Source organism: Paraburkholderia yinzeri (assembly GCF_046581065.1).
Classification (GTDB): Bacteria; Pseudomonadota; Gammaproteobacteria; order Burkholderiales; family Burkholderiaceae; genus Paraburkholderia.
In genome coordinates this window covers 20,504-44,083 of record NZ_JBFOCJ010000002.1, presented here as the reverse complement: position 1 = coordinate 44,083, position 23,580 = coordinate 20,504, and the positions used below count along the sequence as shown (strand labels likewise).

27 protein-coding genes and 2 pseudogenes are annotated in these 23,580 nt (G+C 65.6%); 14 read left to right on the top strand and 15 right to left on the bottom strand.

What is annotated here, in order from left to right:
• Positions 1-114 precede the first annotated feature (114 nt).
• Positions 115-1,932: a sensor histidine kinase gene (locus tag WJ542_RS17390; protein WP_411190649.1), complete on the bottom strand. Its 1,818-nt coding sequence runs from the start codon at positions 1,930-1,932 to the stop codon at positions 115-117.
• 29 nt (positions 1,933-1,961) lie between these two features.
• Positions 1,962-2,666 (bottom strand): response regulator transcription factor, encoded by a 705-nt coding sequence (locus WJ542_RS17385; RefSeq protein ID WP_411190648.1) that lies wholly within the window; start codon positions 2,664-2,666, stop codon positions 1,962-1,964.
• A 311-nt stretch (positions 2,667-2,977) separates the two neighbouring features.
• Here WJ542_RS17385 and WJ542_RS17380 point away from each other — a divergent pair, with 311 nt between their 5' ends.
• Positions 2,978-3,298 (top strand): hypothetical protein, encoded by a 321-nt coding sequence (locus WJ542_RS17380; RefSeq protein ID WP_411190647.1) that lies wholly within the window; start codon positions 2,978-2,980, stop codon positions 3,296-3,298.
• 21 nt (positions 3,299-3,319) lie between these two features.
• Here the strand turns inward: WJ542_RS17380 and WJ542_RS17375 are convergent, their stop codons facing one another.
• Positions 3,320-4,111, bottom strand: coding sequence for an SDR family NAD(P)-dependent oxidoreductase (locus WJ542_RS17375; RefSeq protein WP_411190646.1), 792 nt, complete (start codon positions 4,109-4,111; stop codon positions 3,320-3,322).
• Between the two features lie 116 nt (positions 4,112-4,227).
• Between WJ542_RS17375 and WJ542_RS17370 the strand changes: the two genes are divergently transcribed.
• Positions 4,228-4,788, top strand: coding sequence for a TetR/AcrR family transcriptional regulator (locus WJ542_RS17370; protein ID WP_411190645.1), 561 nt, complete (start codon positions 4,228-4,230; stop codon positions 4,786-4,788).
• Between the two features lie 121 nt (positions 4,789-4,909).
• Here WJ542_RS17370 and WJ542_RS17365 read toward each other — a convergent pair whose 3' ends face one another.
• Positions 4,910-5,242, bottom strand: coding sequence for a DUF4148 domain-containing protein (locus tag WJ542_RS17365; protein ID WP_411190644.1), 333 nt, complete (start codon positions 5,240-5,242; stop codon positions 4,910-4,912).
• Positions 5,243-5,502: 260 nt separating this feature from the next.
• Between WJ542_RS17365 and WJ542_RS17360 the strand changes: the two are divergent.
• Positions 5,503-6,315: pseudogene (locus tag WJ542_RS17360) on the top strand (selenium-binding protein SBP56-related protein); the annotation flags it as partial.
• A gap of 226 nt (positions 6,316-6,541) precedes the next feature.
• Here the strand turns inward: WJ542_RS17360 and WJ542_RS17355 are convergent.
• Positions 6,542-7,411 (bottom strand): oxidoreductase, encoded by an 870-nt coding sequence (locus WJ542_RS17355; protein WP_411190643.1) that lies wholly within the window; start codon positions 7,409-7,411, stop codon positions 6,542-6,544.
• A gap of 271 nt (positions 7,412-7,682) precedes the next feature.
• Here WJ542_RS17355 and WJ542_RS17350 point away from each other — a divergent pair, with 271 nt between their 5' ends.
• Complete coding sequence (locus tag WJ542_RS17350; RefSeq protein ID WP_411190642.1) at positions 7,683-8,531, top strand: NADPH-dependent oxidoreductase; 849 nt, start codon at positions 7,683-7,685, stop codon at positions 8,529-8,531.
• 34 nt (positions 8,532-8,565) lie between these two features.
• Positions 8,566-9,477, top strand: a complete 912-nt coding sequence (locus WJ542_RS17345; protein ID WP_411190641.1) for a ketopantoate reductase family protein — start codon at positions 8,566-8,568, stop codon at positions 9,475-9,477.
• A gap of 57 nt (positions 9,478-9,534) precedes the next feature.
• On the opposite strand, the gene WJ542_RS17340 is transcribed toward WJ542_RS17345, so the two are convergent.
• A complete protein-coding gene (locus tag WJ542_RS17340; RefSeq protein ID WP_411190640.1) occupies positions 9,535-9,984 on the bottom strand; it encodes a PaaI family thioesterase in 450 nt (149 codons plus the stop codon).
• A 421-nt stretch (positions 9,985-10,405) separates the two neighbouring features.
• Here WJ542_RS17340 and WJ542_RS17335 point away from each other — a divergent pair, with 421 nt between their 5' ends.
• Both WJ542_RS17335 and WJ542_RS17330 read left to right on the top strand, forming a co-directional pair.
• Positions 10,406-11,728, top strand: coding sequence for a sensor histidine kinase (locus tag WJ542_RS17335; RefSeq protein ID WP_411190639.1), 1,323 nt, complete (start codon positions 10,406-10,408; stop codon positions 11,726-11,728).
• Positions 11,725-12,750: a response regulator gene (locus tag WJ542_RS17330; protein WP_411190638.1), complete on the top strand. Its 1,026-nt coding sequence runs from the start codon at positions 11,725-11,727 to the stop codon at positions 12,748-12,750. The genes WJ542_RS17335 and WJ542_RS17330 overlap by 4 nt, the downstream gene beginning before the upstream one ends.
• 37 nt (positions 12,751-12,787) lie before the next feature.
• Here the strand turns inward: WJ542_RS17330 and cqsA are convergent, their stop codons facing one another.
• From cqsA to WJ542_RS17305, 5 genes and pseudogenes are all read right to left on the bottom strand, one after another.
• Positions 12,788-14,092, bottom strand: a complete 1,305-nt coding sequence (gene cqsA / locus WJ542_RS17325) for an alpha-hydroxyketone-type quorum-sensing autoinducer synthase (RefSeq protein ID WP_411190636.1) — start codon at positions 14,090-14,092, stop codon at positions 12,788-12,790.
• 723 nt (positions 14,093-14,815) lie between these two features.
• Positions 14,816-15,022, bottom strand: a pseudogene (locus tag WJ542_RS17320) (DoxX family protein); the annotation flags it as partial.
• A 42-nt stretch (positions 15,023-15,064) separates the two neighbouring features.
• Entirely contained in the window at positions 15,065-15,859 is a 795-nt protein-coding gene (locus WJ542_RS17315) for an HvfC/BufC N-terminal domain-containing protein (RefSeq protein ID WP_411190635.1), read from the bottom strand.
• Positions 15,856-16,698 (bottom strand): MNIO family bufferin maturase, encoded by an 843-nt coding sequence (gene bufB / locus WJ542_RS17310; RefSeq protein WP_411190634.1) that lies wholly within the window; start codon positions 16,696-16,698, stop codon positions 15,856-15,858. Before bufB ends, WJ542_RS17315 begins: the two co-directional genes overlap by 4 nt.
• Before the next feature lie 22 nt (positions 16,699-16,720).
• Positions 16,721-16,993 carry a BufA1 family periplasmic bufferin-type metallophore gene (locus tag WJ542_RS17305; RefSeq protein WP_411190633.1) on the bottom strand — a complete coding sequence of 91 codons (273 nt, stop codon included), beginning with the start codon at positions 16,991-16,993 and terminating at the stop codon, positions 16,721-16,723.
• A 411-nt stretch (positions 16,994-17,404) separates the two neighbouring features.
• Between WJ542_RS17305 and WJ542_RS17300 the strand changes: the two genes are divergently transcribed.
• From WJ542_RS17300 to WJ542_RS17270, 7 genes are all read left to right on the top strand, one after another.
• Positions 17,405-17,977 carry a sigma-70 family RNA polymerase sigma factor gene (locus WJ542_RS17300; RefSeq protein ID WP_411190632.1) on the top strand — a complete coding sequence of 191 codons (573 nt, stop codon included), beginning with the start codon at positions 17,405-17,407 and terminating at the stop codon, positions 17,975-17,977.
• Complete coding sequence (locus WJ542_RS17295; protein WP_411190630.1) at positions 17,974-18,615, top strand: DUF1109 domain-containing protein; 642 nt, start codon at positions 17,974-17,976, stop codon at positions 18,613-18,615. The genes WJ542_RS17300 and WJ542_RS17295 overlap by 4 nt, the downstream gene beginning before the upstream one ends.
• Before the next feature lie 61 nt (positions 18,616-18,676).
• The gene (locus WJ542_RS17290) at positions 18,677-18,958 is read left to right on the top strand and encodes a DUF2795 domain-containing protein (protein WP_411190629.1); all 282 of its coding nucleotides are present in this window, start codon (positions 18,677-18,679) and stop codon (positions 18,956-18,958) included.
• A 269-nt stretch (positions 18,959-19,227) separates the two neighbouring features.
• The gene (locus WJ542_RS17285) at positions 19,228-19,578 is read left to right on the top strand and encodes a response regulator (protein WP_411190628.1); all 351 of its coding nucleotides are present in this window, start codon (positions 19,228-19,230) and stop codon (positions 19,576-19,578) included.
• 110 nt (positions 19,579-19,688) lie between these two features.
• Positions 19,689-19,811 (top strand): hypothetical protein, encoded by a 123-nt coding sequence (locus tag WJ542_RS17280; RefSeq protein ID WP_411190627.1) that lies wholly within the window; start codon positions 19,689-19,691, stop codon positions 19,809-19,811.
• 25 nt (positions 19,812-19,836) lie between these two features.
• Positions 19,837-20,043 (top strand): hypothetical protein, encoded by a 207-nt coding sequence (locus tag WJ542_RS17275; RefSeq protein ID WP_411190626.1) that lies wholly within the window; start codon positions 19,837-19,839, stop codon positions 20,041-20,043.
• Positions 20,044-20,166: 123 nt separating this feature from the next.
• Positions 20,167-20,664 (top strand): PRC-barrel domain-containing protein, encoded by a 498-nt coding sequence (locus WJ542_RS17270; protein WP_411190625.1) that lies wholly within the window; start codon positions 20,167-20,169, stop codon positions 20,662-20,664.
• 95 nt (positions 20,665-20,759) lie between these two features.
• Here the strand turns inward: WJ542_RS17270 and WJ542_RS17265 are convergent, their stop codons facing one another.
• From WJ542_RS17265 to WJ542_RS17250, 4 genes are all read right to left on the bottom strand, one after another.
• Positions 20,760-20,924 (bottom strand): DUF1328 family protein, encoded by a 165-nt coding sequence (locus tag WJ542_RS17265; RefSeq protein ID WP_411192473.1) that lies wholly within the window; start codon positions 20,922-20,924, stop codon positions 20,760-20,762.
• A 205-nt stretch (positions 20,925-21,129) separates the two neighbouring features.
• Positions 21,130-21,543 carry a hypothetical protein gene (locus WJ542_RS17260; protein ID WP_411190624.1) on the bottom strand — a complete coding sequence of 138 codons (414 nt, stop codon included), beginning with the start codon at positions 21,541-21,543 and terminating at the stop codon, positions 21,130-21,132.
• A 241-nt stretch (positions 21,544-21,784) separates the two neighbouring features.
• Entirely contained in the window at positions 21,785-22,642 is an 858-nt protein-coding gene (locus WJ542_RS17255) for an alpha/beta hydrolase (RefSeq protein ID WP_411190623.1), read from the bottom strand.
• 238 nt (positions 22,643-22,880) lie between these two features.
• A complete protein-coding gene (locus tag WJ542_RS17250; protein ID WP_411190622.1) occupies positions 22,881-23,564 on the bottom strand; it encodes a c-type cytochrome in 684 nt (227 codons plus the stop codon).
• Between the last annotated feature and the right edge of the window lie 16 nt (positions 23,565-23,580).

The window sequence follows — 23,580 nt, the reverse complement described above, 5'->3', positions numbered from 1 at the left end:
TCGCCAGTCCGGCGAGCGCAGCATCGTACCGCGTGACACGACACGACGCGTCGTAACTGTCCGGCGTATGCATCTCGCCCGCGAGATCGCGGAATCGATATCGAGAAGGACGGCTCAGCCCGTGGTGTCCGCGGGCATATCGAGCGGCATGTCGAGCGCAATGCGCGTCGCGCCCGGCGCCGACTCCACCACGAGCACCCCGCCCAGCCGCGTCGCGCGAGCGCGCATGCTGCGCATGCCGGCACCGCCGTGCGCGGCGTCGCCAATGTCGAAGCCGATCCCGTTGTCGGTAACGGTCAGCTTCAGCGTATCGCCGACACGCCGCAGCTCCACGCTCGCCTGGGAGGCCTGACTATGCTTGAGCACATTGGTCAGGGCTTCCTGCACGATGCGCAGCAGGTCGAGTCCGCGTGCGCCCGGCATGCGGCAGCCCTCGATCCCTTCGAGCGTCCAGCGGCACGCCACGCGCTGGCGTTCGAAGAGCCGCATGAGCCGGTGCCGCAGCGATCCCAGTTGTCCTGCCAGCGCATATTCGCCGAGCTCCTGGCTCGATGCCGCGTCGATGATGATGCGCAGATCGTCGCGCAGTTCCTTGAGGATCGCGAGCGAGCGGCCCTCGGGCAGCACGCCGGGCGCATATTCGTGCTCCGCGATGGCGCTCACGAGCGTGCCGCCCAGACCGTCGTGCAAATCGTGCGCGAGCCGCACGCGCTCGGCGAGCCGCGCATTCGCCACTTCGAGCTGGTGCTGGCGCGCGAGCGTTTGTCCCAGTTCGGCGCGCGCCGCGGCGATGCCGAAATTCAGTTCGTCGTTGAAGCGCTCGACGCGACGCAAGGCGGTGACGAAGCGCCAGGCGAGCATCAGCGCCATCGACACCATCAGCAGTTGCGCGGTCAGTGCGGTGAAGTAGAAATTGTCGTCGAGAATGCCGACGAAGCTGAGCAAGTCGTGCATGCCCGCCGCGATAAAGACCGCGACACTCAGCGCGACGATACGCTGATCGGGCCGGCCGTGACGCCAGGCGAACCCCAGGAACGCGCCGGAGGTCAGGAAGAAATTACAGGCCTGGCCGATCGTAAGCACATCGCGCGTGGCAGAAACAAGACGCTCGGGCACTGCGACCATCGCAATCACACCGACCAGCACCACGGCCCACAACGCCAGTTCGAACCGGGGTAGCCGCCGCTCGCTGTAGCGCAGGATGAACATCGTGAACGCCGCGCTGTAGACGATCAGCGCCACCGAGTTCGCGCGCTCCCAGCCGTTCGTGCTCGCGAACGGCCAGGGGGTGGTCACCACCTGGTTGAGCGCAACCCACCACCAGGTAAACGACAGCAGGCCGAACCAGCCGTAGGCGGTCTCGTCGCGGCGCATGAGCCACAGGGAGAAGAAAAAGCACCCTAGCGTCGCCGTCACGGCAAGACTGAAGAACTGCAGGTCGTAGCGCACGTTCAGCGAACGGGCATGCACCGCCGCCAGCACCGCGGGGTCGCCCAGTTCGACGCCGCCCAGCCCCGGCTGATACGGCGCAAGGCCCGAAACGCGCACGAGCAGCGTGTTCTCGCCGGGATGCAGGAGCGGCGCAGGCAACAGCGCATAGCGCGGCATATTCCACGCGCGCGTAAGCGGCTCGACCAGCGAGGCATCACGCTCTAAGAGCGTGCCGTTCAGATAAACCGCGCCCGCCATGTTCAGATAGTCGATGCCGACGGCGAGCGGCCGCGCATTCGCCGGCTGCTGCCAGGTGAGGCGATACCAGACCACGCCGTCGAAACCCGGCCAGCGCGCGGTCCATTCGTCGGGCAGCGTCACGCTCGCCCAGCCCGTGGCGGGCGGCTGCTGCGCGCGCCAGTCGCTGCGCGCGGCCTCGATATGGGTAAAAAGCGGAGTAAAAGCAGGAAGGGAAGCAGAAGGACCAGCCGGTGCAGCCATCGCCGCATGCAGCCAGCATAGAAAACAGATCAGGGCAGCCAGCCTTGCGTGCGCGCTTCGAACACGGCCTGCGTGCGCGAATTGACAGCCAGCTTCTTGTAGATGTTCTTGATGTGGCATTCGACGGTCAGCCTGGACAAGGACAGCACCTCCGAAATTTCGCGATTGGTGAGCCCCTTTCCCACCAGCCCGAGAATCTCGATCTCGCGCGGACTCAGCGACGGCCCGGGCGGCGTGGCCGGCACCCCGCTGCCGGCCCCTTCCGCCGCTCTCCCGGCTCCCGCCAGATCGAGAATGCGTCTTGCCACGAATGGGTCGATCGGTGCGCCGCCGCGCAGCGCACTGCGGATCGACAAGGCAATCTCGATGTCGTCGCGCTCCTTCAGCAGATACCCCGTCGCCCCGGCCTGCAGCGCCGTGACGATGATCTGCTCGGTACTCCACGCCGAGATTACCAGAATCGGCAGCGCCGGATCATGTCGGGAAAGCTCGCGTATCAGGTCGATACCGCTGCCGTCGGGCAGGCCCACATCGGCCAGCACCATCGCAAACGGCTGCTCGGCAAGTAGCGCACGCGCGGCGGCAATGTCGCCGGCGAACTGCAGGGCTTCGGCCTGATAGCCAAGACCGGTGAGTATGGCAGCCAGGCGCCGCTGGGTCAGCAGTTCGTCTTCGACGATCAGGAGCGGTCCGGGCAGGACGGATTCGGGCAGGTCGGGCAGCGCTGGGTTCATGGCTCCGTGGCGAGACGCGGAAGCGAAGGGCGTGGTGGGAACCCGCGGGTGCGGGCGACGGCGTCAGCTTCGCACAATTGTGCGCGCTCAACGAGCCGCCGTGCTGCCTTTTCCCTTGCCCCTACCTGATTCCAGGTATTGCCGCTCCCCCGCGCTGCGGTTCAAATAGCCCATCGACCCGACCCTCTCATCAGAAAAACAGACCGTCGTGGCCTGATGGCCGTGCAGGCCACGCGAAGACCCAATTCCCTACGGGCGCCGGGGGCGGCAAACCGGTGCGGGCGATACGAACAGGGGCGCCCGCACCGGCGATGTCTGCCAGTGACGAGACCATGGACTATGCAAAGAAAAACCGGCGTGCGATAAGCGCCACCGCATGCGAGGACCAGTACCGCCTGGAGCTGGCGCGCGGCGCCTCGCATATCGCGAGCACGCTCTCGGCCCAGAGCCGGGCGGCGGCGATTGCCGAAGTCGTCGACGGCTTCGTGCTCCAGTACGGCGAGACCGATCTCGCCGTTTTTCTCGAAGTGCTCGCCGACCGGCTCATGCAGCGCGGCGCCAACGAGGCCGCCACGGCGGTGACCGCCGCCCAGCGCGCCCCGAAACGACGCCCCGCCGCCCCGCGCCCTTGACAGGCCAAGGCGGCCATTCGCTCAGCGCGCCGCGCTGCGATAGCGTTCGGCCGGCTGCGACTGCGCGAAATTCGCTCCCATCGCGAGACGTGCCGCATCGAAATCGGCCCATTGCCGTGCGTCCGGCAGCGGCGGAATCGTGATCGTCTCGCGGCGGTCGTAGCCCACGAGCGCGGCGTCCACGAGGTCGCCCACTTCCATCACGCCCGTGAGCGCATTGACGTCCTTGCCGGCGCGCGCCCAGATTTCGGTACGCGTTGCCGCGGGCAGCACGGCCTGCACGTACACGCCGCGTTCGCCGAGTTCGAGGTGCAGCCCCTGGGACAGGAACAGCACGAACGACTTCGTCGCGCCGTACACGCTCATGCGGTATTCCGGCAACAGCCCCAGCACCGAAGCGATGTTGACGATCGCCCCTTTACCCTCGCGCGCGAAGCGCGGCGCGACAGCGGCGGCAAGGCGAGCGAGTGCGGTCACGTTGAGGTCGATAAGCTTGCCCACGGCCTCCGGCCCCTGCTCGACGAAGGTACCCGGCAGGCTCGCACCGGCGTTATTGATAAGGATGCCGATGCGTTCGTCTTCAGCCAGACGCGCTTCCACGCGCATGAGGTCGGCGCGCCCAGTCAGATCGGCGCCGACGATTTCCACCTTCACCCCATCTCGCGCGCGCAATCGCGCCGCCAGTTCTTCCATACGCGCAAGGTCGCGCGCAACCAGCACGAGGTCGTGGCCGCGCTGCGCGAAGCGGTCGGCATAGACAGCGCCAATACCAGTGGACGCACCCGTAATCAGCACTGCAGGACGATCGGACATCGTGAATCTCCTTCGGGAATCGGATATTTATACATGACAATCATCATGTATAAATCTATGATGATGGCCATCATATATAATGTCAAGCATTCGTCGATGCGAACGGGGAGAGAACGATGAGGGTGAGCCGGGAGCAGGTGGCGCTGAATCGCGCGAAGATTCTGGAGGCCGCGAGCGTGCTGTTCCGGGCGCGCGGCTACGACGCGGTCACCGTGGCCGACGTGATGAATGCCGCCGGGCTCACGCACGGCGGCTTTTATGGCTATTTCAAGTCAAAAGACGAACTGATTGCGCAGACGCTGGCTCACGTCTTCGCTCAGGGCGAGGCCGGCAACGCCGATCTCGCACGCTTCGCGGCGGCGTATCTTTCGCCCGCGCACCGCGACGACGTGGCAGCCGGCTGCCCCACCGCGGCGCTCGGCGCCGAAACGGTGCGGCAGACGCCGGAGGCGCGCGCCGTCATGGCGGCGGGCCTGAAAAAGCAGATCGAGCGCTTCAGCGCGGGCCACACCGGCAAGGAAGCCGTGAAGGCGCGCAGGAATGTCATCGGTACCTGGTCGGCGATGCTGGGTGCCGTGATCCTTGCGCGCCTGATCGACGACCCGACGTTATCAGACGAAGTGCTCGAAGAAACGCGGGCCTGGATTGCCGATCATGGCGTCGGAAATTCGCGCTGATACCATGACACGCCGTACTGCGGGCCGCAGCATCGCGCCATCAAATACAAACGCCGCGCGAACCCTGAAGTTCGCGCGGCGCGATGAAGCCTGACCGGAGCCCGAGGCTCCGCTGGCCCCATTAGTGGCCGTTGTACACGCGCACCGGCGCCGAGTAGCTGCTGGCCGAGGTATCGGCCGCGCCGCCGCTTTGCGACGAGCTACCCGTGGCCGAGCCATAGCCGCTCGTCTGGTCGCCGTTCATTGCGTGCACACGCGCTTCGGCTGCCTGGATCTGGTCCGGATACGTGTGATCGTTGGCTTGCGGATGATAGCCAACCGCCTCGAGCTGCGCGAGCTCATTACGCACTTGAACGCGCGTCATCGGACCATTGTCCGATTGCGATTGAGCGAACGAAACGGCAGGAACTGCGAGAACGGCTGCGAGCGCAACAGCCTTGATAAGCGATTTCATGACACTACCTCCGAGAACTTGATTGTCGGTGCAGTTCTTTTCTGCATCCGTTGAGCACAGTCTAGTTAGGGATAGCCCGCAGATAAATGCCAGCAAAATGAAATCACTGTTTTCGCAGAACGGATAATCGGCTGCCTGGCATGCCATGATTTTTATCGCTTTCTCTCATAAGCTTCTGCCTGCAAGGAATAAGGGACACAAAGCAGACGCAGTCCGCGCAGCCGGTGCATCATAGGGGCTCACCGACGAGGGGGATTGCCATGGCCACCTGGAATCCCGATCCGACGTTTTATCCGTCCGCACGCATGGCGAGCGATGCACCGAAGGAAACCCTCGCGTATGTCGCGAGTTTCGACCCCGGCCGGCAGGTTCCGGATACGCTCGACGTCGTCGACCTCGATCCGGCATCCGCGCAATACGGCCGCATCGTCCACCGCGTGCTAATGCCCAACGCCGGCGACGAACTGCACCACTTCGGCTGGAACGCATGCAGTTCGTGCCTGTGTCCCAATGCACCGCATGCGCATTCGGAGCGCCGCTATCTTGTCGTACCGGGACTGCGTTCGTCGCGCATCCATATCGTCGATACGAAGCCCGATCCGCGCAAGCCGCATATCGTGCGCGTGCACGAACCCGAAACCGTTGCGCGGCGCGCCGGCTACACGCGCCCGCATACCGTGCATTGCGGCCCCGAGGGCATTTATGTCACGGCGCTCGCCAATGCCGAAGGCGAGGCGCCGGGCGGCATTTTCCTGATGGACCACGAAAGCTTCGACATACATCTGCACACGCGCCGGCACAAACAGACGCTCGATTTCGGCGCGGAAAATCAGCTCGTGTTCGAACTGCGGCCCGCGCACAATCCCACCCGGCCCTATGGCTTCGTGAATTCGGTGATCAGCCTGAAGGATCTTTCGGCTTCGATCTGGCAGTGGTATCTGGACGGCGACCTCGATGGCAACCAATGGGCCGCGCGCAAGATCATCGAGATCCCCGCCGGACCCGCGGACCCCGACCTGCTGCCGCCCATGCTCAAAGGCTTCGGCGCGGTGCCGCCGCTCATCACCGATATCGCGCCACGGCGCTGCATACGCTCGCCACACTCGCCACGACGGCCGCCATCGCGCTCGCGGCCTACGAGTACATCGGGCTCGGCCTGCTGCGGCGCGGCTGGATCAATTTCGACTGGCTCTGGCGCGGCGCGCTCGTCGCCACCGGCACGCTCGTGATAACGGCGGGTTGAACAGGCGGGTCGAACAAGCGGGTCGAACGAGGCAAACCTCAGGCGCCGCGCAGCGCTCACGCATTCGCGGGGAAATCGGCGCCGATACTCACTTCGCGCCAGGCTTCGATCTCGGCCAGCGCCGCACGCAAACGCTCCGATACCGCCCCCACGCCAAACGCACCCAGCACGAGATGGCGCGGCGTTTGCTCCACTTCGGTCACGCGTATCATCGCCTGCGCCGCGCGCACCGGATCGCCCGGCTGGTGGCCGCTGCCCTCGGCGGTGCGCTTCATGCGCGCACCGGCGGTCTGCTCGTAATCGGCGATATGGCTCGGCGTCTGCACGAGCGAGCGCCCCGCCCAATCGGTGCGGAACGGTCCCGGCTCCACGCAGGTCACCTTGATGCCGAGCGGGCCGACTTCGGCGAGCAGCGCGTCGGAAAAGCCCTCGACGGCATGCTTGGTGGCCGCGTAATAACCCGAGCCCGGAAAACCCACGAGCCCCGCCACCGACGTAATGCTGATCACATGGCCCTTGCGGCGCTCGCGCATGCCCGGCAGCACCGCGCGCGTCAGCGCGAAGAGGCCGAATACGTTGGTGTCGAACTGCGCGCGAATCTCGCGTTCGTCGCCCTCTTCGATCGAGCTCTGGTAGCCATAACCCGCGTTGTTGACGAGCACGTCGATGGCGCCGAACTGCGCGTGCGCGGCCTTCACGGCCGCATCGACCTGCGCGGGGTCGTTGACGTCGAGCCCCACCCGCAGCAGACGCTCGCCGGCTTCGGGCGCGAGGTCTTCGAGGACCGCCTTGTTGCGCGCCGTCGCGACGCAGCGCCACCCGCGCGCGAGGACGGCAAGCGCGAGTTCGCGGCCAAAGCCCGTCGAACAGCCAGTGATGAACCACACCGGAGACTGGGAATTCGTAGCAGGGGTATTCGCAGACATGAATCGCCTCGTGATAAAGGGGGGATGAGGGGCCAGGAAGCGGCCAGTCGGAAAGGAACGCGGCACAGCCGGTCAATCGATCATAGCGGCAGCGCAAGCCGCCTGCCCAAAACCGACCGGAGCCCCCAACGCCTCCGCCGGCCCGCGCCACGCCCGGCGCCGCTATTCGTCGCCCGGCGGCAAACCGGCAGCGCGTGTACCATACGGCGCCTGGCGAGCGCGGCATGGACCCTGCGCCGCCGCACAACCTGAGTGATCCGCCGGAGAAACGATGTCCACCGCGACCCCGCCCGACCGCCTTGCCGCGTCCCCCAATAGCACCCTTGAGGCGCGCTACGGCAAACCCTGGCCAGCACCGCTGCCCGCCTGGAACGCCACGCTCGACACGCTGCTCGCCCACCGCTCGGTGCGCGCCTACGCGGATCGCCCGCTGCCCGCGGGCACGCTCGAAACGCTGGTCGCCGCCGCGCAGTCGGCGTCCACCTCGTCGAACCTGCAAACGTGGAGCGTGGTGGCAGTCGTGGATCCCGCACGCAAGGATCGCCTCGCCACGCTCGCCGGCGACCAGTCGCAGATTCGCGAAGCGCCGCTCTTTCTCGTGTGGCTCGCCGATCTCGCGCGCCTCGAAGGCGCGGCAAAGCGCACCGGCGCGGCGGTGGGAGGTCTCGACTACCTGGAAACGATGCTCGTCGGCGTGATCGACGCGGCGCTCGCCGCGCAGAACGCCGTCGTTGCGCTCGAATCGCTCGGCCTCGCCTCCGTCTATATCGGTGCGATCCGCAATCATCCCGAGCAGGTCGCCGCCGAGCTTGGCCTGCCCCCGCGCGTACTGCCCGTGTTCGGCATGTGCGTGGGCTACGAAGACCCGGCGCGGCCCGCGCAGGTGAAGCCGCGCCTGCCACAGCCGGTCGTGCTGCATCGCGAACAGTACGATGTGGCCGGGCAGGAACCCGGCATCGCCGAGTACGATGCGCTGATGGGCGCTTTCCAGATCGCGCAGGGCCAACGCGCGGCCGGCTGGACGGCCCGCTCGCTCCCGCGCTGGCGCAGCCGCGAGTCGCTGCACGGCCGCGACCGCTTGCGCGAGGCGCTCAACGCACTCGGATTCGAATTGCGCTGAATGCGCCTTTGCCTTGGCTAATGGAGGAAACCGTATGAAAGTCGCCGTCATGGGCGCGGGCGCGGTGGGCTGCTACTACGGCGGCATGCTGGCGCGCGCGGGACACGAGGTCGTGCTGATCGGCCGGGCGCAGCACGTCGAGGCCGTGGGGCGCGACGGCCTGCGCCTCGAAACGCAGCAGTTCGACGAACGCATCGGCCGTCCGCATCTCGTCGCCAGCGCCGATCCGGCCGCCGTCGAGGGAGCGCAACTCGTGCTGTTCTGCGTGAAATCGACCGACACCGAAAGCGCGGGCGCCGCCATGGGCCCGCATCTCGCCGCCGACACGCTCGTGCTCACGCTGCAGAACGGCGTGGACAACGCCGAGCGCCTGCGGGGCACGATCGCGCAAGAAGTCGCGGCAGCGGTCGTGTACGTCGCCACCGAAATGGCGGGACCGGGCCACGTGCGCCATCACGGGCGCGGCGAACTCGTGATCGAGCCTTCTTCGCAGAGCGAAAGCGTGGCGCAGACGCTCGCCGCGGCAGGCGTGCCCACCGAAATCTCCGCGAACGTGCGCGGCGCGCTGTGGGCCAAGCTGATCCTGAACTGCGCGTACAACGCGCTTTCGGCGATCGCGCAACTACCTTATGGCCGTCTTGTGCAGGGCGTGGGCGTGCGCGACACGATGCGCGACGTCGTGGCCGAATGCGTGGCGGTCGCTCGCGCCGACAGCGTGAACCTGCCGCCCGACATCGAGCTGGCCGTGCGCCGCATTGCGGAAACCATGCCCGGCCAGTACTCGTCCACAGCGCAGGACATGGCGCGCGGCAAGCGCAGCGAAATCGACTATCTGAACGGCTTCGTCGTGAGGCGTGGCGAGGCCCTCGGCGTCGCCACGCCCGCGAACCGGCTGCTGCATACGCTCGTGCGGCTCATCGAGGACAAGGCGGGCGGCGCCGTCTGAAGCAGTCTGAGGCGCAGAGCCCCTGGCAACGACGCCCGGGGCGCCGCGGCCGCCGTGTCAGCGTTCGAACACGAGCAGCGTGGAGGTGGCCGTGGCGTAGACCTTGCCGGCCGCATCCGTGAGCGTAGCTTCGGTAAAGGCCGCGCGACGGCCCATGGTCAGCACGCGGCCTTCCGCGCGCACCGGCCCGGTATCGACGGTCATGGCGCGGTGATACGACACCTTCAGTTCGAGCGTCGTGTAGCCCTGGGTGACGCCGAGGCGCGAATGCGCCGCGCAGCCGCACGCGGAATCGAGCAACGTGGCCGCATAACCGCCGTGCACCGTGCCAATCGGGTTGTAGACACCGAGCCCCGGCACGCCTTCGAACACCACGCGCCCTTCTTCCACTTCCACGAGATAAAAATCGAGCGCGTTGCCGATCGGGGCGCGGCCACCGACCTGCATCATATGCCGCAACTGTTCGATGCCGGTCAGGCCGGCGGGCAATTCCGCAACGAGGTCCATGGGGTCGTAGTCTCCGTAGATGGCGCGTATTCGGCGCAATGCGGGCGCGGAACGCGCCTTCCGTGAGCAGCATCCTACCTCTTTTAGAACGATCGTGCTTAAATCTGCGGCGCATCCTTCCTGGGCAGAATCTGCGGCATTGCGATTCGCCATCAATTGATACGGCATCCGAATCAATAACGATTTGAAGATCCCGGTATGAAAATCGCGTGACACCCCGCTTCTATGCGTCTCGCATCGGATGCAAACGTTAGCGGCGGGTCAGCCTGCCCGTTGGGCCGGCGACGTTGCATCGGCGCGATACATTGGTGATATCGTCTGGAGTTGCCGGCCCCGCTTAAGGGAGCAAAGCCGGTCCGCGCGACCGGTAACAACAACAAGCCATTTCACCCCGATGACCGTTTCGAGACCCACGCTTCGGATGAAGCTGCGGCGCGCCTGGGCGTCGCTGCCGCTGTTCCTCGTACGCGCCTTCGCGCCGGCCATGCGCAACCTCCAGTATGCGAAGCGCCGCATGCAGCCGTTTGCCGTGGTGGCCTGCGTCGGCTTCCCGCTTTATTACTATGTCTGGAAGGACCTGTTTCCGCAGCCGTACGAGAATCTCACGCTGCGGCTGATCGGCGCCGTGCTGTTCCTGCCGGTTATCGTCTACGACCACTGGCCCCTCGCCGCGAAAAAGCTGCTGGCGTGGTACTGGTACGGCATTACGCTCTATGCGCTTCCGTTCTTCTTCACCTTCATGCTGCTGAAAAACAGCGGCAATGAAGTGTGGGTGGAAAGCGCGCTGATCGCGGCCTTCGTCATGGTGCTGCTGCACGACTGGCTGATGCTCGTGCTCCAGTTCGTGGTCGGCATCGGCCTCGCCGTGCTCGCCTATTGCCTCACCACCGATCCGATCGTGATCGGCGCGAATTACCTCACGCATCTCGCGATTTTTTCGTTTGCCGTCGCCATCGGCGCAGTGGCGAACTACGACCAGGAGCGCATCCAGATCGAACAGGAGCGCGCCATGCTCGCCACCGCCGGCAGCGTGGCGCACGAACTGCGCACGCCGCTTGTCGCGATCCGCGTGGGCGCGGCCGGTGTCATGCGCTATCTGCCCGCCCTGCTGCAGACTTATGTGCTCGCGCAGCGCCACCGCCTGCCCGTGCCGCGCATTCGCGGCGCACACCTGCATTCGTTGCAAGGCGTGGTGGGCCGCATCGAACAGGAAGCGCTCTACTCGAATGCGATCATCGACATGCTGCTCGCCACCGCACGCTTCGCGGGCGGAAACATGCAAAACGCAACGTCGTGCTCGATCACCCAGTGCGTGGAAACGGCGCTCGCGCGCTTCCCTTTTCGCGAAGGCGACCGGCAGCGCGTGCACTGCAATCTGCGGCCCGATTTTTCGTTCCGGGGCTCGGAAATACTCACGGTTCACGTACTCTTCAATTTGCTGAAAAATGCTTTCCGGCACATGGGCAATATTGAAACCGCATATATTTCGATCCGGCTCGAAACCGGTTCGCGTATAAATCGTTTGATTTTCAGCGATACGGGCACAGGTATTTCTCCGGAAATCTTGCCGCATATCTTTACCCGCTTTTATACTTCGGCAACCACCACCGATGACGTCTCACTGGGAGCCGGCATCGGACTAGCGTTCTGCCACGATGTCATGCAGGCGATAGGAGGAGCCATAACCTGCTCTTCGGTGAAAGGCGAGTACACCGAGTTCGTTTTGACATTCCCTGCGCCATGACGAAAGCCCTCACGCCGTTTGCTTACCCCACCACCGTCGCCTTCGTCGACGATAGCGCCGCGTTCCTGTCGAATCTGAGCCTGCAGCTCGATCCGCAACTCGCATTCCGGATGTTCAACTCGCCTTCTCGCGCACTGCGATTCCTGAACCACCGCGAAACGTCTGGCCAGGCCGCCGAACCGATTTTCAGTCCCTATCTGGACCGCACCGAGGAAAACGATGCGCACCAGGTCATCTCCATGCGCGTCGACGCCATTCGCAGCCTCGTACATCAGCCCGCGCGCTTCGAATCGGTCTCGGTTGTCGTGGTGGACTACGACATGCCCGAGATCAACGGCATGGAGTTCTGCCGCCGCCTGTCCGACTCGTCGGTCAAGAAAATCGTGCTCACCGGCAAGGCCGACGAGCACGTGGCCGTACGCAGCTTCAACGAAGGCTTGATCGACCGTTTCATCCGCAAGCACGAATCCGATGCCGTGGAAACGCTGAACCACGCGATTCGCGATATGCAGGACGCGTATTTCGACCAGGCCGGCGCCTCCGTGCGCGACGCGCTGTCGGTTTCCGAATACGCCTTCCTCAAGGACGGCGCGCTCGCCGCGCATGTGAAGCGGATTTTCGAATCGCACGGCATCGTCGAGCACTACCTCTCGTACCAGCCGCACGGCATCCTCATGTTCGACGGCGCGGGCACGGGCTACCTGCTCGTGATCCATACCGACGAAACCCTGCGCGGCGTGCGGGAAATCGCTGTCGAACAGGGCGCACCCACCGGCTTCCTCGCCGAACTCGACGCGCATCGCAGCCTGCCCTATTTCTGGCATACCGAAGGCTATTACCCCGAGCAATGCGTGGAGTGGCAGCCATATATGCATCCGGCATCGATGTTCCATGGCGAGCGCCGCTACACCTACGCGGTCGTCAAGGAGCCGGCGGGATTTGCGCTCGATACCGTCGTACCGTACGACGCATTCCTGCAGCAGCTCGACAGCGAGTTCCAGGCGGCGTGGAACCCGCACTGAGTCCCACGCCGCCTCCGGGCTTTCGCCCTCTCCGCGATCAGGCCGGCACGGACGCCATTGCAAGTGCCGCCGCCGGCTGCGCCCGATGCCCGCGGGAACGGCCTGCGCCGCGCTGCACGAGGCGGCGTGTCGACGGCCAGTTCCACATGTCCACCTCGTCGCGAATCTCGTCGCACACGTCGACGAGCCGTTCCAGTTCCTGATCGCCCAACGCCGCATTCACCGAAATCCGGATCAGCGAGCGGTTCTGTGCCGTCGCCGGCGCGCAGAACACCGAACCGAATATGCCGCGCGCTTCCAGTGCATCACGCAGCACGATGGTCTGCTGCTCGGGGCCCGCTTCCAGCGCGATGATCTGCGCCTCGCTGCCGTTCAGGTTGTAGCCCAGTTCGGCCAGCCGCGTGCGCAGAAACCTGGCATTTGCGGCAAGCCGCGTGCGGCGCCAGTCTTCGCGTTCGATCACGTCCAGCGTGGCCGCCAGGCCCATCACCTCGTGCGGCAGCAACGTAGAGCTGAAGATCGCGGGCAGTGCCTCAAACTTGAAATATTCCTGAAATCGCCGTGAGCAGCCGATGATGCCCGCCCGCCCCGCGAAGGCCTTCGCAAGGCTCGCAGTGCGGAAGTGGACGCGGTCGGTCAACCCCAGCTCGACAACGAGCCCGGCGCCGCGCGGCCCGTGGGTGCCGAGCGAATGCGATTCGTCGACCACGAGCACGCAGTCGTGCTCGGCACAGACGTCTGCGATGGCGGCGAGCGGCGCCACGCTGCCGTTCGTGCTGTAGACCGAATCGATGATTACGACGCCCGGGCCGTTGCGCTGGATGCGCTGCTCGAGATGATCGACCTCGTTGTGGAGGAAACTGACCGCACGTGCGCCGGCACTGCGGACGCCTTCCCAAAGCGACATGTGCGCCATCATGTCCACATAAACCGGCGTCTGCGCGTCCGCGATGGACTGGATGAGCCCGGTGTTGGCCGCGAAGCCCGACTGGCACAGCACGCTCGCCTCGGCTTCCATCCAGGAGGCGAAGCGGTCCTCGAGCCGCAGTTGCGGGCAGTCGTCGCCGTGCAGGAAGATGCCCGACATCAGCAGACCGTTGCCTTCGTCGCGGATGCTGCGACACATCGCATCGAGAATTTCGGGGTGGCGGGCAATCGAAAGGTAATCGTTGCTCGACAGATGCAATGCGTCGGCGCCCGGCGCGCGCCCATGCATGATATGGCCGCCCGCCCAGGTCTCCTGCACGCGCGTCTGGTAATAGCGGTCCACGCGCGCGGCGAGAAAGGACGGCAACGCCGCGTCGTGATGGTGGGCGTTACGCCAGTTGCTACCAACTTTCATCTCAGGCTCCTTGCGGTTGAAGGCCGCCCCCCGAAGGCAACGTATTTCGTCAGGGATCCTTACGGGAGACTGGCCAGTGGAATTGCCTTGACAGGCGCGCCATGCGTGAGCCGGCACGGCACGCCTGCAAGAGGCTTACGAAAGCGGATGACGCAATGGTGTACGCACAGGTCCATCGCGACGCGAAACGGAACATGACCGTTTCGCCAGAATGGGTTTGCGCGCGAGCCGCGCACACAGGAACGGCGGAGGAACGGCGAGGCCGTCGCAGCGCTGCTTCGGCGCACGAACGCGGCGGCGATATCGTTTGCGGCTGCTGGCCGCCCATGGACGGACGCCCCGACATCCGCACGATTCCCGCCTCGCGTAATCGCTACTGGTTATGAAGGAAGAGAAGCTTGCGTGCCGGAAAGCGCGCTCTGGTATCGCGTAGCGCGTGGCATGACGTTCGGTACGAAACGCGGGTCAGCACGCAAAATGCATGTTTGATAATTATCCAGTAAAAACTGCCGCGTAAATCGCTTTACGGCCGTAACTATGCGCAGTGCATTTCAATTTGTTCCGCCGGCGCATTAGCGTGGCGATCCGCTTTCCAAATGATTCGCTGTGCATAGCTTGCGTCCAAAAAACAACAGCGCAGACGCCTCTTCGGCGGCTGCGCTGCGATGCGGCGAATAAATATCTGACGAAATCTGCTGTCCGCGCCAGTCCCTCCGCTGTTTTCTACTTGATGCCGAACCGATGATCGAGCGACAGAACGCCTCCGCCGCGCCCGATCATATAGAGCAACAGGCCCGCCCACGAAAGATGCGTGGGCCGCGCATCGGGATAGACGAACACTTCGATCACCGTGGTCATGCCAAGGAGTGCGAGCGCCGCACCGCGCGCGAAGAGTCCGAGTACAAGCAGTACCGGGAAGAAGTGTTCCGATCGGTGGCGATGTCCCGGGTTGCGTTCCGGGGTGTGTTCATCTCAGGCTCCATTCGTTTCGGATTGCTTCCCATCTCCGGAGGACATGGCGGCGCTAAACGCGCCATCGGCAAACAGTTCAGAGAACAGGACGGCAAGATCGAGTGCGGGTTCGGCTTCGAGCGCCTCCAGCGTCGCTTCCCCTAGCTCGCGCCCCGCCGCGCAGGCGTCCAGCAGCGCGCAGGCGCCTTGACCCAGCGCACGCCACGTCACGCTTGCGCCGGCGCGCAACACCAGGGCGCCCTCGCCGTGCCATGCGAGTTCTTCGGGCAGCGCGACCGCTTCGCGGTTGGTGCGCCAGATCGTGTAGACCGGATGCGCACCGAACCAGGCCCAGCGCGCACTCGCGTGCGGCTTCAGGACCCGTTGGGCAAACGCTTCAGGCGCGTAGCGGGCCACTTCGGCCGCCGCGAGCGCGGGTTCGTCGGCCGCTACGTGCGCCTCCACCCAGAACCGGTCGAGCCGCGCGACGTCCGCGAGCCACGGCAACTCGCGGGCCGGTTCGAAGCCGGCCAGAAACGCCGGGAACGTCGCGCCATAGAGCAGAAGCCGCGCGTCGTCGGGCGGCGTCGCCTGCGCGTAGATGAGCGCGGCCGAACGAAACCAGTCCACGCCGACAAGGCGCTCCACCGTAGGGAAATTCGCCTGCAAGGCATCGACGCAGCCCTTGAACACCGTGTTGCGGTAGACGGCGAAGCCCGGCTGCAGGATGAGCCCGGCCACGCGCGAGTCCTCCGCGGGGGCGCCATGGAGCGCACGCACGAAATCGTCCTGAAAGCCGGTCAAGGTCGGATTCATGTGAGAACCCCCACGCCATCGAGCACGGCCTGGGCCGCGTCGCGTTCGACAAGCAACGCATCGAAACCGGGAATATGGTCGTCGCGCTCGATCAGCGTGGGCCGCGGACCGAAGCGATCGATCGTATGGCGATAAAGCTTCCACACGGCATCGTCAATGGGGGCATCGTGCGAATCGATCAGGAGCGGCGGCTGCGTTTCTTCATCCACGCTGTGTCCCGCGAGATGGATCTCCATCACCGCCTCGCCCGGAAAGCCATCGATCCAGGCAGCGGCATCGAAGCCCATGTTGCAGGCGCTCACATAGACGTTGTTCACGTCGAGCAGCAAGCCGCAGCCTGTTCGCCGCACCAGTTCCGCGAGAAACTCCGGCTCGCTCCACGTGTGCCCGTCGATGCGCACGTAGTGCGACGGGTTCTCGATGGCGATCCGCCGCCCCAGCGCCTCCTGTGTGCGCGCAATGTTGTCGGCGATGCGCGCGAGCGCCGCGGCGTCGCGCGGAAACGGCAGCAGGTCGGGATGATAGTGGCCACGCCAGGCGGACCAGGCAAGATGTTCGGACACGAGCGCCGGCTGCAGCCGGTCCGCCAGCGTGCGCAGGCGGCTCAGATGCGCCGCATCCGGCACGCGGTCTGCCGCGAGCGAGAGCGATACGCCATGCAGCGACAGCGCGTGGCGTTCGCGTACCGCATCCAGCCACGCGAGGCGCGGGCCGCCCGCAATCATGTAGTTCTCCGGATGAACCTCGAACCAGAGTCCGCGCGCCTCGCAGTTGCACGCTTCGTCGTAATGCTGCGGCTTGAGACCGAGTCCCGCGCCACATTCGGTGAGCCTATTCATGATCGTCGGGCGGCCGTGTGCGTCAGGAGCCCATCGGCTCGAGCGAGCCATGGCCCGAGGGCGTCTTGATCGACGTGCAGGTGCCAGCCGGGACGTTCTTCCAGTGCGAACCGTCGTAGTCCATCTTCTGCGAGCCCGCACAGGTCGTGCCCGCCCCTGCCTTGCAGTCGTTGTGGCCGGCCATCGCGACGCCGTAGCACTTTTCCACGCTACCGGTCTGGGCCTGGGCGACGGTGGCGCCGGAAGCGAGCGAGGCAAGAATCAGCGCGGCGGCGGAAAATTTAAGAGTACTCATGATGTAGGCTCCATCGGTTGATGTTGGGACAGTATTCAGATCGTTCGCGGCATCGCAGCGATGCATACCCGATCTGCCTGTAAATACGCATCGGCGGGAGCGCCGGTTACAAGCCGGCCCGCAATCGCGACAAAATATTTTTTTATGCCTGCTGTAACCCGCTGGCCCCGCCATTCGTATACGCTTCGCACACGCCCTGCACCGCAGCACCGCATACTGAAAGCCATCAGAAAGAAAACCATGCCGCAGCTCACGCTTGACGAATGCCCGGAAGGCCCGCGACTATTGAAGAGGAGCCTGTCCACCGCCACCGGAGCCCCGTCATGACCCGCCACGCGCCGCCCGCCTGATGCCCGCCGCAATCCCTTTGCACCCGCAGACATTTCACCCGCGCTGTAACCGGAGTTCGCGATGAGCCGAACTACCGGTAACGAACCGGCACGCGGCACCGAGGAGCGGCTCAGGGCGTTGTTCGTGCGCGGCCTCGCCGGCGACACGACGGCTTACCACGCCTTTCTCTCGGAGCTCGGCTCGCATCTGCGCGGCTTTCTGCGCAAGCGGCTCTATGCGTTGCAGGACGACGTGGAGGATCTCGTGCAGGAAATCCTGCTTGCCGTGCATAACGGCCGCGCCACTTACCGCCCCGAGGAGCCGCTCACGGCTTGGGTACATGCGATTGCGCGCTACAAGCTGACCGACTTCTTCCGGGCGCGCTCGCGCCGCGAAGCGCTGCAGACGCCGCTCGACGACGAACTGGAGATCTTCGCGACCTGCGACGACGAGGCTGCCGACGCGCGCCGCGACCTGGGCAAGATGCTCGACCAGTTGCCGGACCGCCAGCGCCTGCCGATCCTGCACGTGAAGCTGCAAGGGCTGTCGGTCACGGAAACCGCGAAGCTGACCGGTCTCTCGGAATCGGCGGTAAAGGTGGGGGTGCATCGCGGCCTCAAAGCGCTCGCGCTGAAGTTTCAGAACGCATCATGAAGACAGAGGACCTCATTTCCCTACTCGCCACGGGCGCGACGCCGGTCGACCGCCATCTGGTCGCCCGGCGCTTCGCCAGAGCGCTGATTGCCGGCGGCCTTGGTTCGACGCTCCTGATGGCGCTCGTGTTCGGCGTGCGCCCCGACCTCGCGACCGTCGCGGCCACGCCGGTCTTCTGGCTCAAGCTCGCGCTGCCGTTCTTCCTCGCGCTGGGCGCACTCGCCGCCACCACGCGGCTCTCGCGGCCCGGAGGCGCGCCGCGCATGGCCTGGGCCGCCATGGCCTGGCCGGTCGCGGCCGTGTGGCTGGGCGCCATCGCGCTCGTGTCGCTCGCACCGCCTGCCGAGCGCCTGCCGCTCGTCATGGGGCAGACATGGCGCGTGTGCCCGCTCAACATCGCACTCCTTTCGGTGCCGTCGTTCATCGCCGTGTTCTGGGCCCTGCGCGGCCTCGCGCCCACGCGCCTGCGGGTTGCCGGCTTCACGGGCGGACTGCTGGCGAGCGCCACGGCAACGCTGGCCTATTCCCTGCATTGCCCCGAAATGGCGGTGTCGTTCTGGGCCGTCTGGTATCTGCTCGGCATGGCCATTCCGGCCGGTATCGGCGCCTGGCTCGGGCCGCGGCTGCTGCGCTGGTGACGGGCGCCGCCCGGGTACAGCGCCTGCGCCCGGCACGCTGTACCGATACCGGGAGACCGTCATGTATCCCTCCGCCATGTATCCCTCCGTATCCGCCGCAACGGACGCCGCGGCGCGACAGGACTTCAAACGGCGCATCGCATCCGCGATTGCGCAGGTGAGCTATCCCGCACACCCTCTCATCCTGATCGAGACCGCCGAGCATAGTGGCGCGGCGCGCGACGTGGTAGACGCCTTGCGGGCACTCCCCGACGAGGCGTTCGGCAGTTTTTCCGAGGTGGCTGCCTCGATCGAGGCAGCCCGTGGACCCGCCAGCGGCCTGGACCCGAATTGCGCGAGTTGAACGCAAGGCCGGAAATAAAGTTTTACATCCGGCACGCGGCGCACACCCTGCCAACTACGCGCCGCCCTGCGTCGTAGCGGGCGAAAACCCTCGCCACAAACCGCTTTCGCGCCGTGAGCCCCGACGACTGCTGCGCCGCCACGAGCGGGAACGGAACGTGCTCAATGCCGAACCAGGACAGGCGCGATGCGCGAGCGCGCGCGTACGCGCCGGGAACGAAACGCAAAAACATGGGCGCGGGCAGCATCGCGCCTGGCGGGTGCACATGCATGGCTACTGTATTGCTCGTTGACGACGACCCCAATGCGCTCGATGCGCTAAAAGAACTGGTCGTCCAGGAAGGCTACCGTGTTACGACCGCGGCGGACGGGACTGACGCGCTCAGGAGCGCGCTCGCCGATCCGCCCGACGTCGTGATCTCCGACTGCATGATGCCGCGCATGGACGGCATCGCATTGATGCGCGCAATGAGGCGCAACCGGGCGCTTGCCCACGTGCCGCTCGTGCTCGTTTCGGCGCTGGTCACGCCGCCGGCCGACGCCGATGTGGCGGGCTTTCTGCGCAAGCCGTTCGCCGTCACCCAGTTGCTCGACATTCTGCGCCGCGTACAAGCGGCTTGAACAGCATGCTTCATGGCGCAATCGTCCGGCAATATTCATAGCAATCCTCAATACAAATCGAGGAACGCGGGATGCTTCCCTGAAGACATGAATCTTTCGAGGAAGCCGATATGAATCTCCCGCACCAACCCCATCTCGCGCTGAGGAGCGCCATCTCCCTGACCGGCATCGTAGCGATCGAATGTGCGCTCGTGGCCGGCGTACTGCTCGCCCTGCACATCGGCCCGATGTAACGCAGTCCTCAAGAGGAGCACGATCATGAACGCGTATGCAGGCCGCTCGCAAGACGAGCGCGTAGCCCGGCGCAAGCACGAAATCCAGCGCGCCCAGGAGCCGCCGGGCGGCCAGATGGCCGTCTACGGCACCGAGCCGGACCCCGATCACAGCTGTGGCGAACTCTCGCCGCGCGGCAAGGAAATCTGGCGCCGAGGCGCGGGTCTCGACGGTGGCGGCAAAGCCGATTGATCGTGCCGATTGATCGCGCGGATCAGCCCGCGACGCAGCCGTCGCGGGAACGGCCCATGCGCGTCGCAACGCGTCCTGGCCACGCGCGGCGGTCCCGCGCCGCCTCATCCGAAGGAGTCCGTCATGCCCAACCCGGTTCTCTCCCCTGCGCCTGATGGCAATGGTGCACGCATCGTCAGGCGCGAGCACGAATCGTCGATCGGCCCTGGCCCCTATGTCATGGGCGCAAGCACGCTCGATGGCGATCGAGTCCTGAGCGCGGAAGGCGACGAAGTCGGCAAGATCAAGGACATCATGCTCGACGTGCAAAGCGGACGCATCGCCTATGCGGTGATGTCGAGCGGCGGCCGGCTCGGAATCGGCGACAAGCTGCTTGCGATTCCCTGGGACGCGCTCACGCTCGACGCCGTGCGCAAATGTTTTGTCCTCGCGCTGCCCTCGGAGCACGTGAAGACCGCGCCGGGCTTCGACAAGCGCCACTGGCCTTCGATGGCCGACCGCGCCTGGGCCACCGCCGTGCACGAGTACTATGGCCGCGCCCCTTACTGGAGCATCGAAACGGCACTGCCCGGCGAAAGCCGGCGCGGCGATCCCCCGGAAGCGGGCGGCGTGAAGCTTTGAATGAAGTTTGGGTAAACGACCCTCTCACTTGCCGCGCAGGCGCAGCAGCGTCTCCGCCGTGAGTCGCTGCTGCGTCTCGCCATAGCCGGCCCTCGTTAGCCGCGTCGCACGATGCCCAGGACGAGCGAAACGAGGAAGATCACGAGGAAGATGTAGAACAGGATCTTCGCGATGGCCGCGGCGCCCGCTGCTATGCCGCCGAAGCCGAATACGGCCGCGATGATCGCGATAATGAAAAAAATAAGCGCATATTGAAGCATGACGTCCTCCAGTCTCCGGGTCACACCGGGGAAAGTCCCTGCGCCGTCGAAAGCGGTGAGCGGCGCGGCGTAGGCACAGGCCGAGCTATTGCCCAGCCTGCATCTGCGTGCCATGCATCATTCCCGGTTGCTCGGCGCATCCGGGTCCGGCACGTTACGTTTCCCGCAGCAAGCCGGGTGCCCGGAATGCCGCGGGGGTAACGCGTCATTGCGTCGTGTTCGGCGGCGTGGCCGGCATGGCATTGCTGTTGCCGCCGGCCGGATTGCCATTGCCCGAGCCGCCGTTGTAGCCGGGTGCCGTGGTATCCGGCGCCGTGTTGGAGGGGACGCCGATCACCGTGCCGGCTCCGCTGCCTGTACCCGTCGTACCCGGCGAACCATAACCGCTATCCGGGGCCGTGCCCGGAGCCACTCCGGTCGTGCCCGGCGCAGTGCCGGTGTTGCCCGGCGCCATGCCGCCGCCTCCACCGCCCATCCCCGCCGAGCCGCCGGCAGAACTGCCGCCCGCGCCCATGCCACCCGCGCCGCCGGCGCCCCCCGTCCCCCCCGCGGCCCATGCCGTGCCCGAAAGCGCCATCACCAGTGCCCATGCCATTGCGTGCCTCGTCGATCGGTTCATCGTCGATCTCCTTTCGCGTCATCAGGTTCGAAAAAGCGGCGTACACCCGCAGGCCGCGCCGCACGTACACCTGCCGGCGCGCAAGCGATGTGCCGCGGCGCATCGCGGCGGCGCGATACGAACGGGATATCGTCGAGGGAATTGGACTGGTACGCGGCCGGGAACCATGGCCTGGCATTTCAATAAGCATTGCCAGGCAAGAGACGAAACCTGCCGCCCGACTATCCGGTCGGGCCAGCCTTTACGCTTGTGGCGGGTTCCAGCCGTTGCGCCGGAATGCGGTGGAGAAGAACAGCACCTGATAGCCGATTGCATTGGACCAGTAGGTCCAGGTATGACCGCCGGGCCGTTCCGCATAGTCGTGCGGTACGCCGAGCTCGATGAGCCGTTCGTGCAGCACGCGGTTCGACTGGACGAAATGATCGTCCACGCCGCAGTCGATGGTCAGGTCGATGTGTGCGCGCCTGAATTCGCTCGCGCTCGCTATGATCGCGTTGCGGTTCCAGAATTCGGCATTCCGCGCGGGATCGCCAAACACGCGGTCGATGCCGGGTTCGTCTTCGCAGGCGCGCGGGTCCACGGCGCCGCTGATACTGCCCGCCGCGCCGAAGGTATCGGGCCGGTCGAGCGCAATGCGCAGGGCGCCAAAGCCACCCATGCTAAGTCCCGTGATCGCGCGCGCCGGTTTCGCGGCGATGGTGCGCAAATGCGCGTCCACCCACGCGACGACCTCGTTGCCCACGTAAGTCTCGTAACGACTGCGCGGATCGAAGGGGCTGTCGATGTACCAGCTCTCATGGCCGCCGTCCGGCATTACGAGAATCACGTGATAGCGGTCTGCCAGTTCGGCGACCCGGGAATTCGACGCCCAGTCGGTGTGGTCGCCGCCCGAACCGTGCAGCAGGTAGATCACCGGATAACGTTGCGTGCCGCCATCCCGAGCGTAGTCGTCGGGCAACACGACCGTCGCGGCCAAGGTTTGCCGCATGGCGGCGCTGGGAATGCTGACCACGCTAGACTGGAATGCAGAAGCGTGATCGGTGAAAAACAGTGTGGAAACGAACCAGAGTGCAAGCCGGAATGCGCGGGCCGTGTTCATGAGGGGTCGCTCTTGTTTTTGGCGCCACTCTCGCCCGGACGCGGTCCGGCCACGGGCGGAGAAGCGCTTCGGCCCACTCTAGCAACGGCGACTTACAGTCAAATTTCAGACAACCCTACGGATTGCAAGCGAGGCATGGTCGACCTCGACGATCGAATCGCCCCCACCGCCGGATCGAAGCCCTCCGCGCACGGGACTTCGATCCGCTTCGATCCGCTTCGCCCCGTCAAGCGCACCGCTAGCGTGATTTCGCGGTCATGTACGCCACCGCGGCCTTGATCTCGACATCGGAGCAGGCCGCGCATCCGCCGTGCGGCGGCATGGCCTTGAAACCGATCAGCGCGTGCTGCAGCAGCGTGGCATCGCCTTGCGCGATGCGCGGCATCCACGCGGCCTTGTCGCCGACCTTCGGCGCGCCCGCCGCCCCGGTAGCGTGACATGCGAAGCAGACCGAACTATAGACCGCTTCGCCCGAGCGCACCGGCGCGGTGGAAACCGCCTCGGCCTTCGCGGGCGCCGCCGCGGCGGGAATCGGCGTCACGCCGCCGCTATCGCCACCCGCGCCCGCTGCGTCGGCTCCCGCCACACCCCCGCCCTGCCCACGCAACAGACTGAAATACGCCGCGATATTGACGATGTCGCGATCCGAAAGCGGCGCGGCCATCGCGTTCATCGTGGGATTCTGCCGGGTCTTGCCGTCCCGGTAAGCCAGCAGCGCGCCCTCGAGATAACTGCGGTGCTGCCCCGCAAGATTCGGCACGCCCGGAATCTTCGCCACGCCGTCCACGTTGTGGCAGGCAAAGCAGACCGCGGCGCGCCGCTTGCCCGCCGCGACGTCGGGCGCGTCCCCCGACGTCTGCGCATGCGCCGTCACGCAGAACAGCGACAGCAGAACCAGTCCGAACCGGATGATGTTGTTCATGATTTCGACGCCTCCC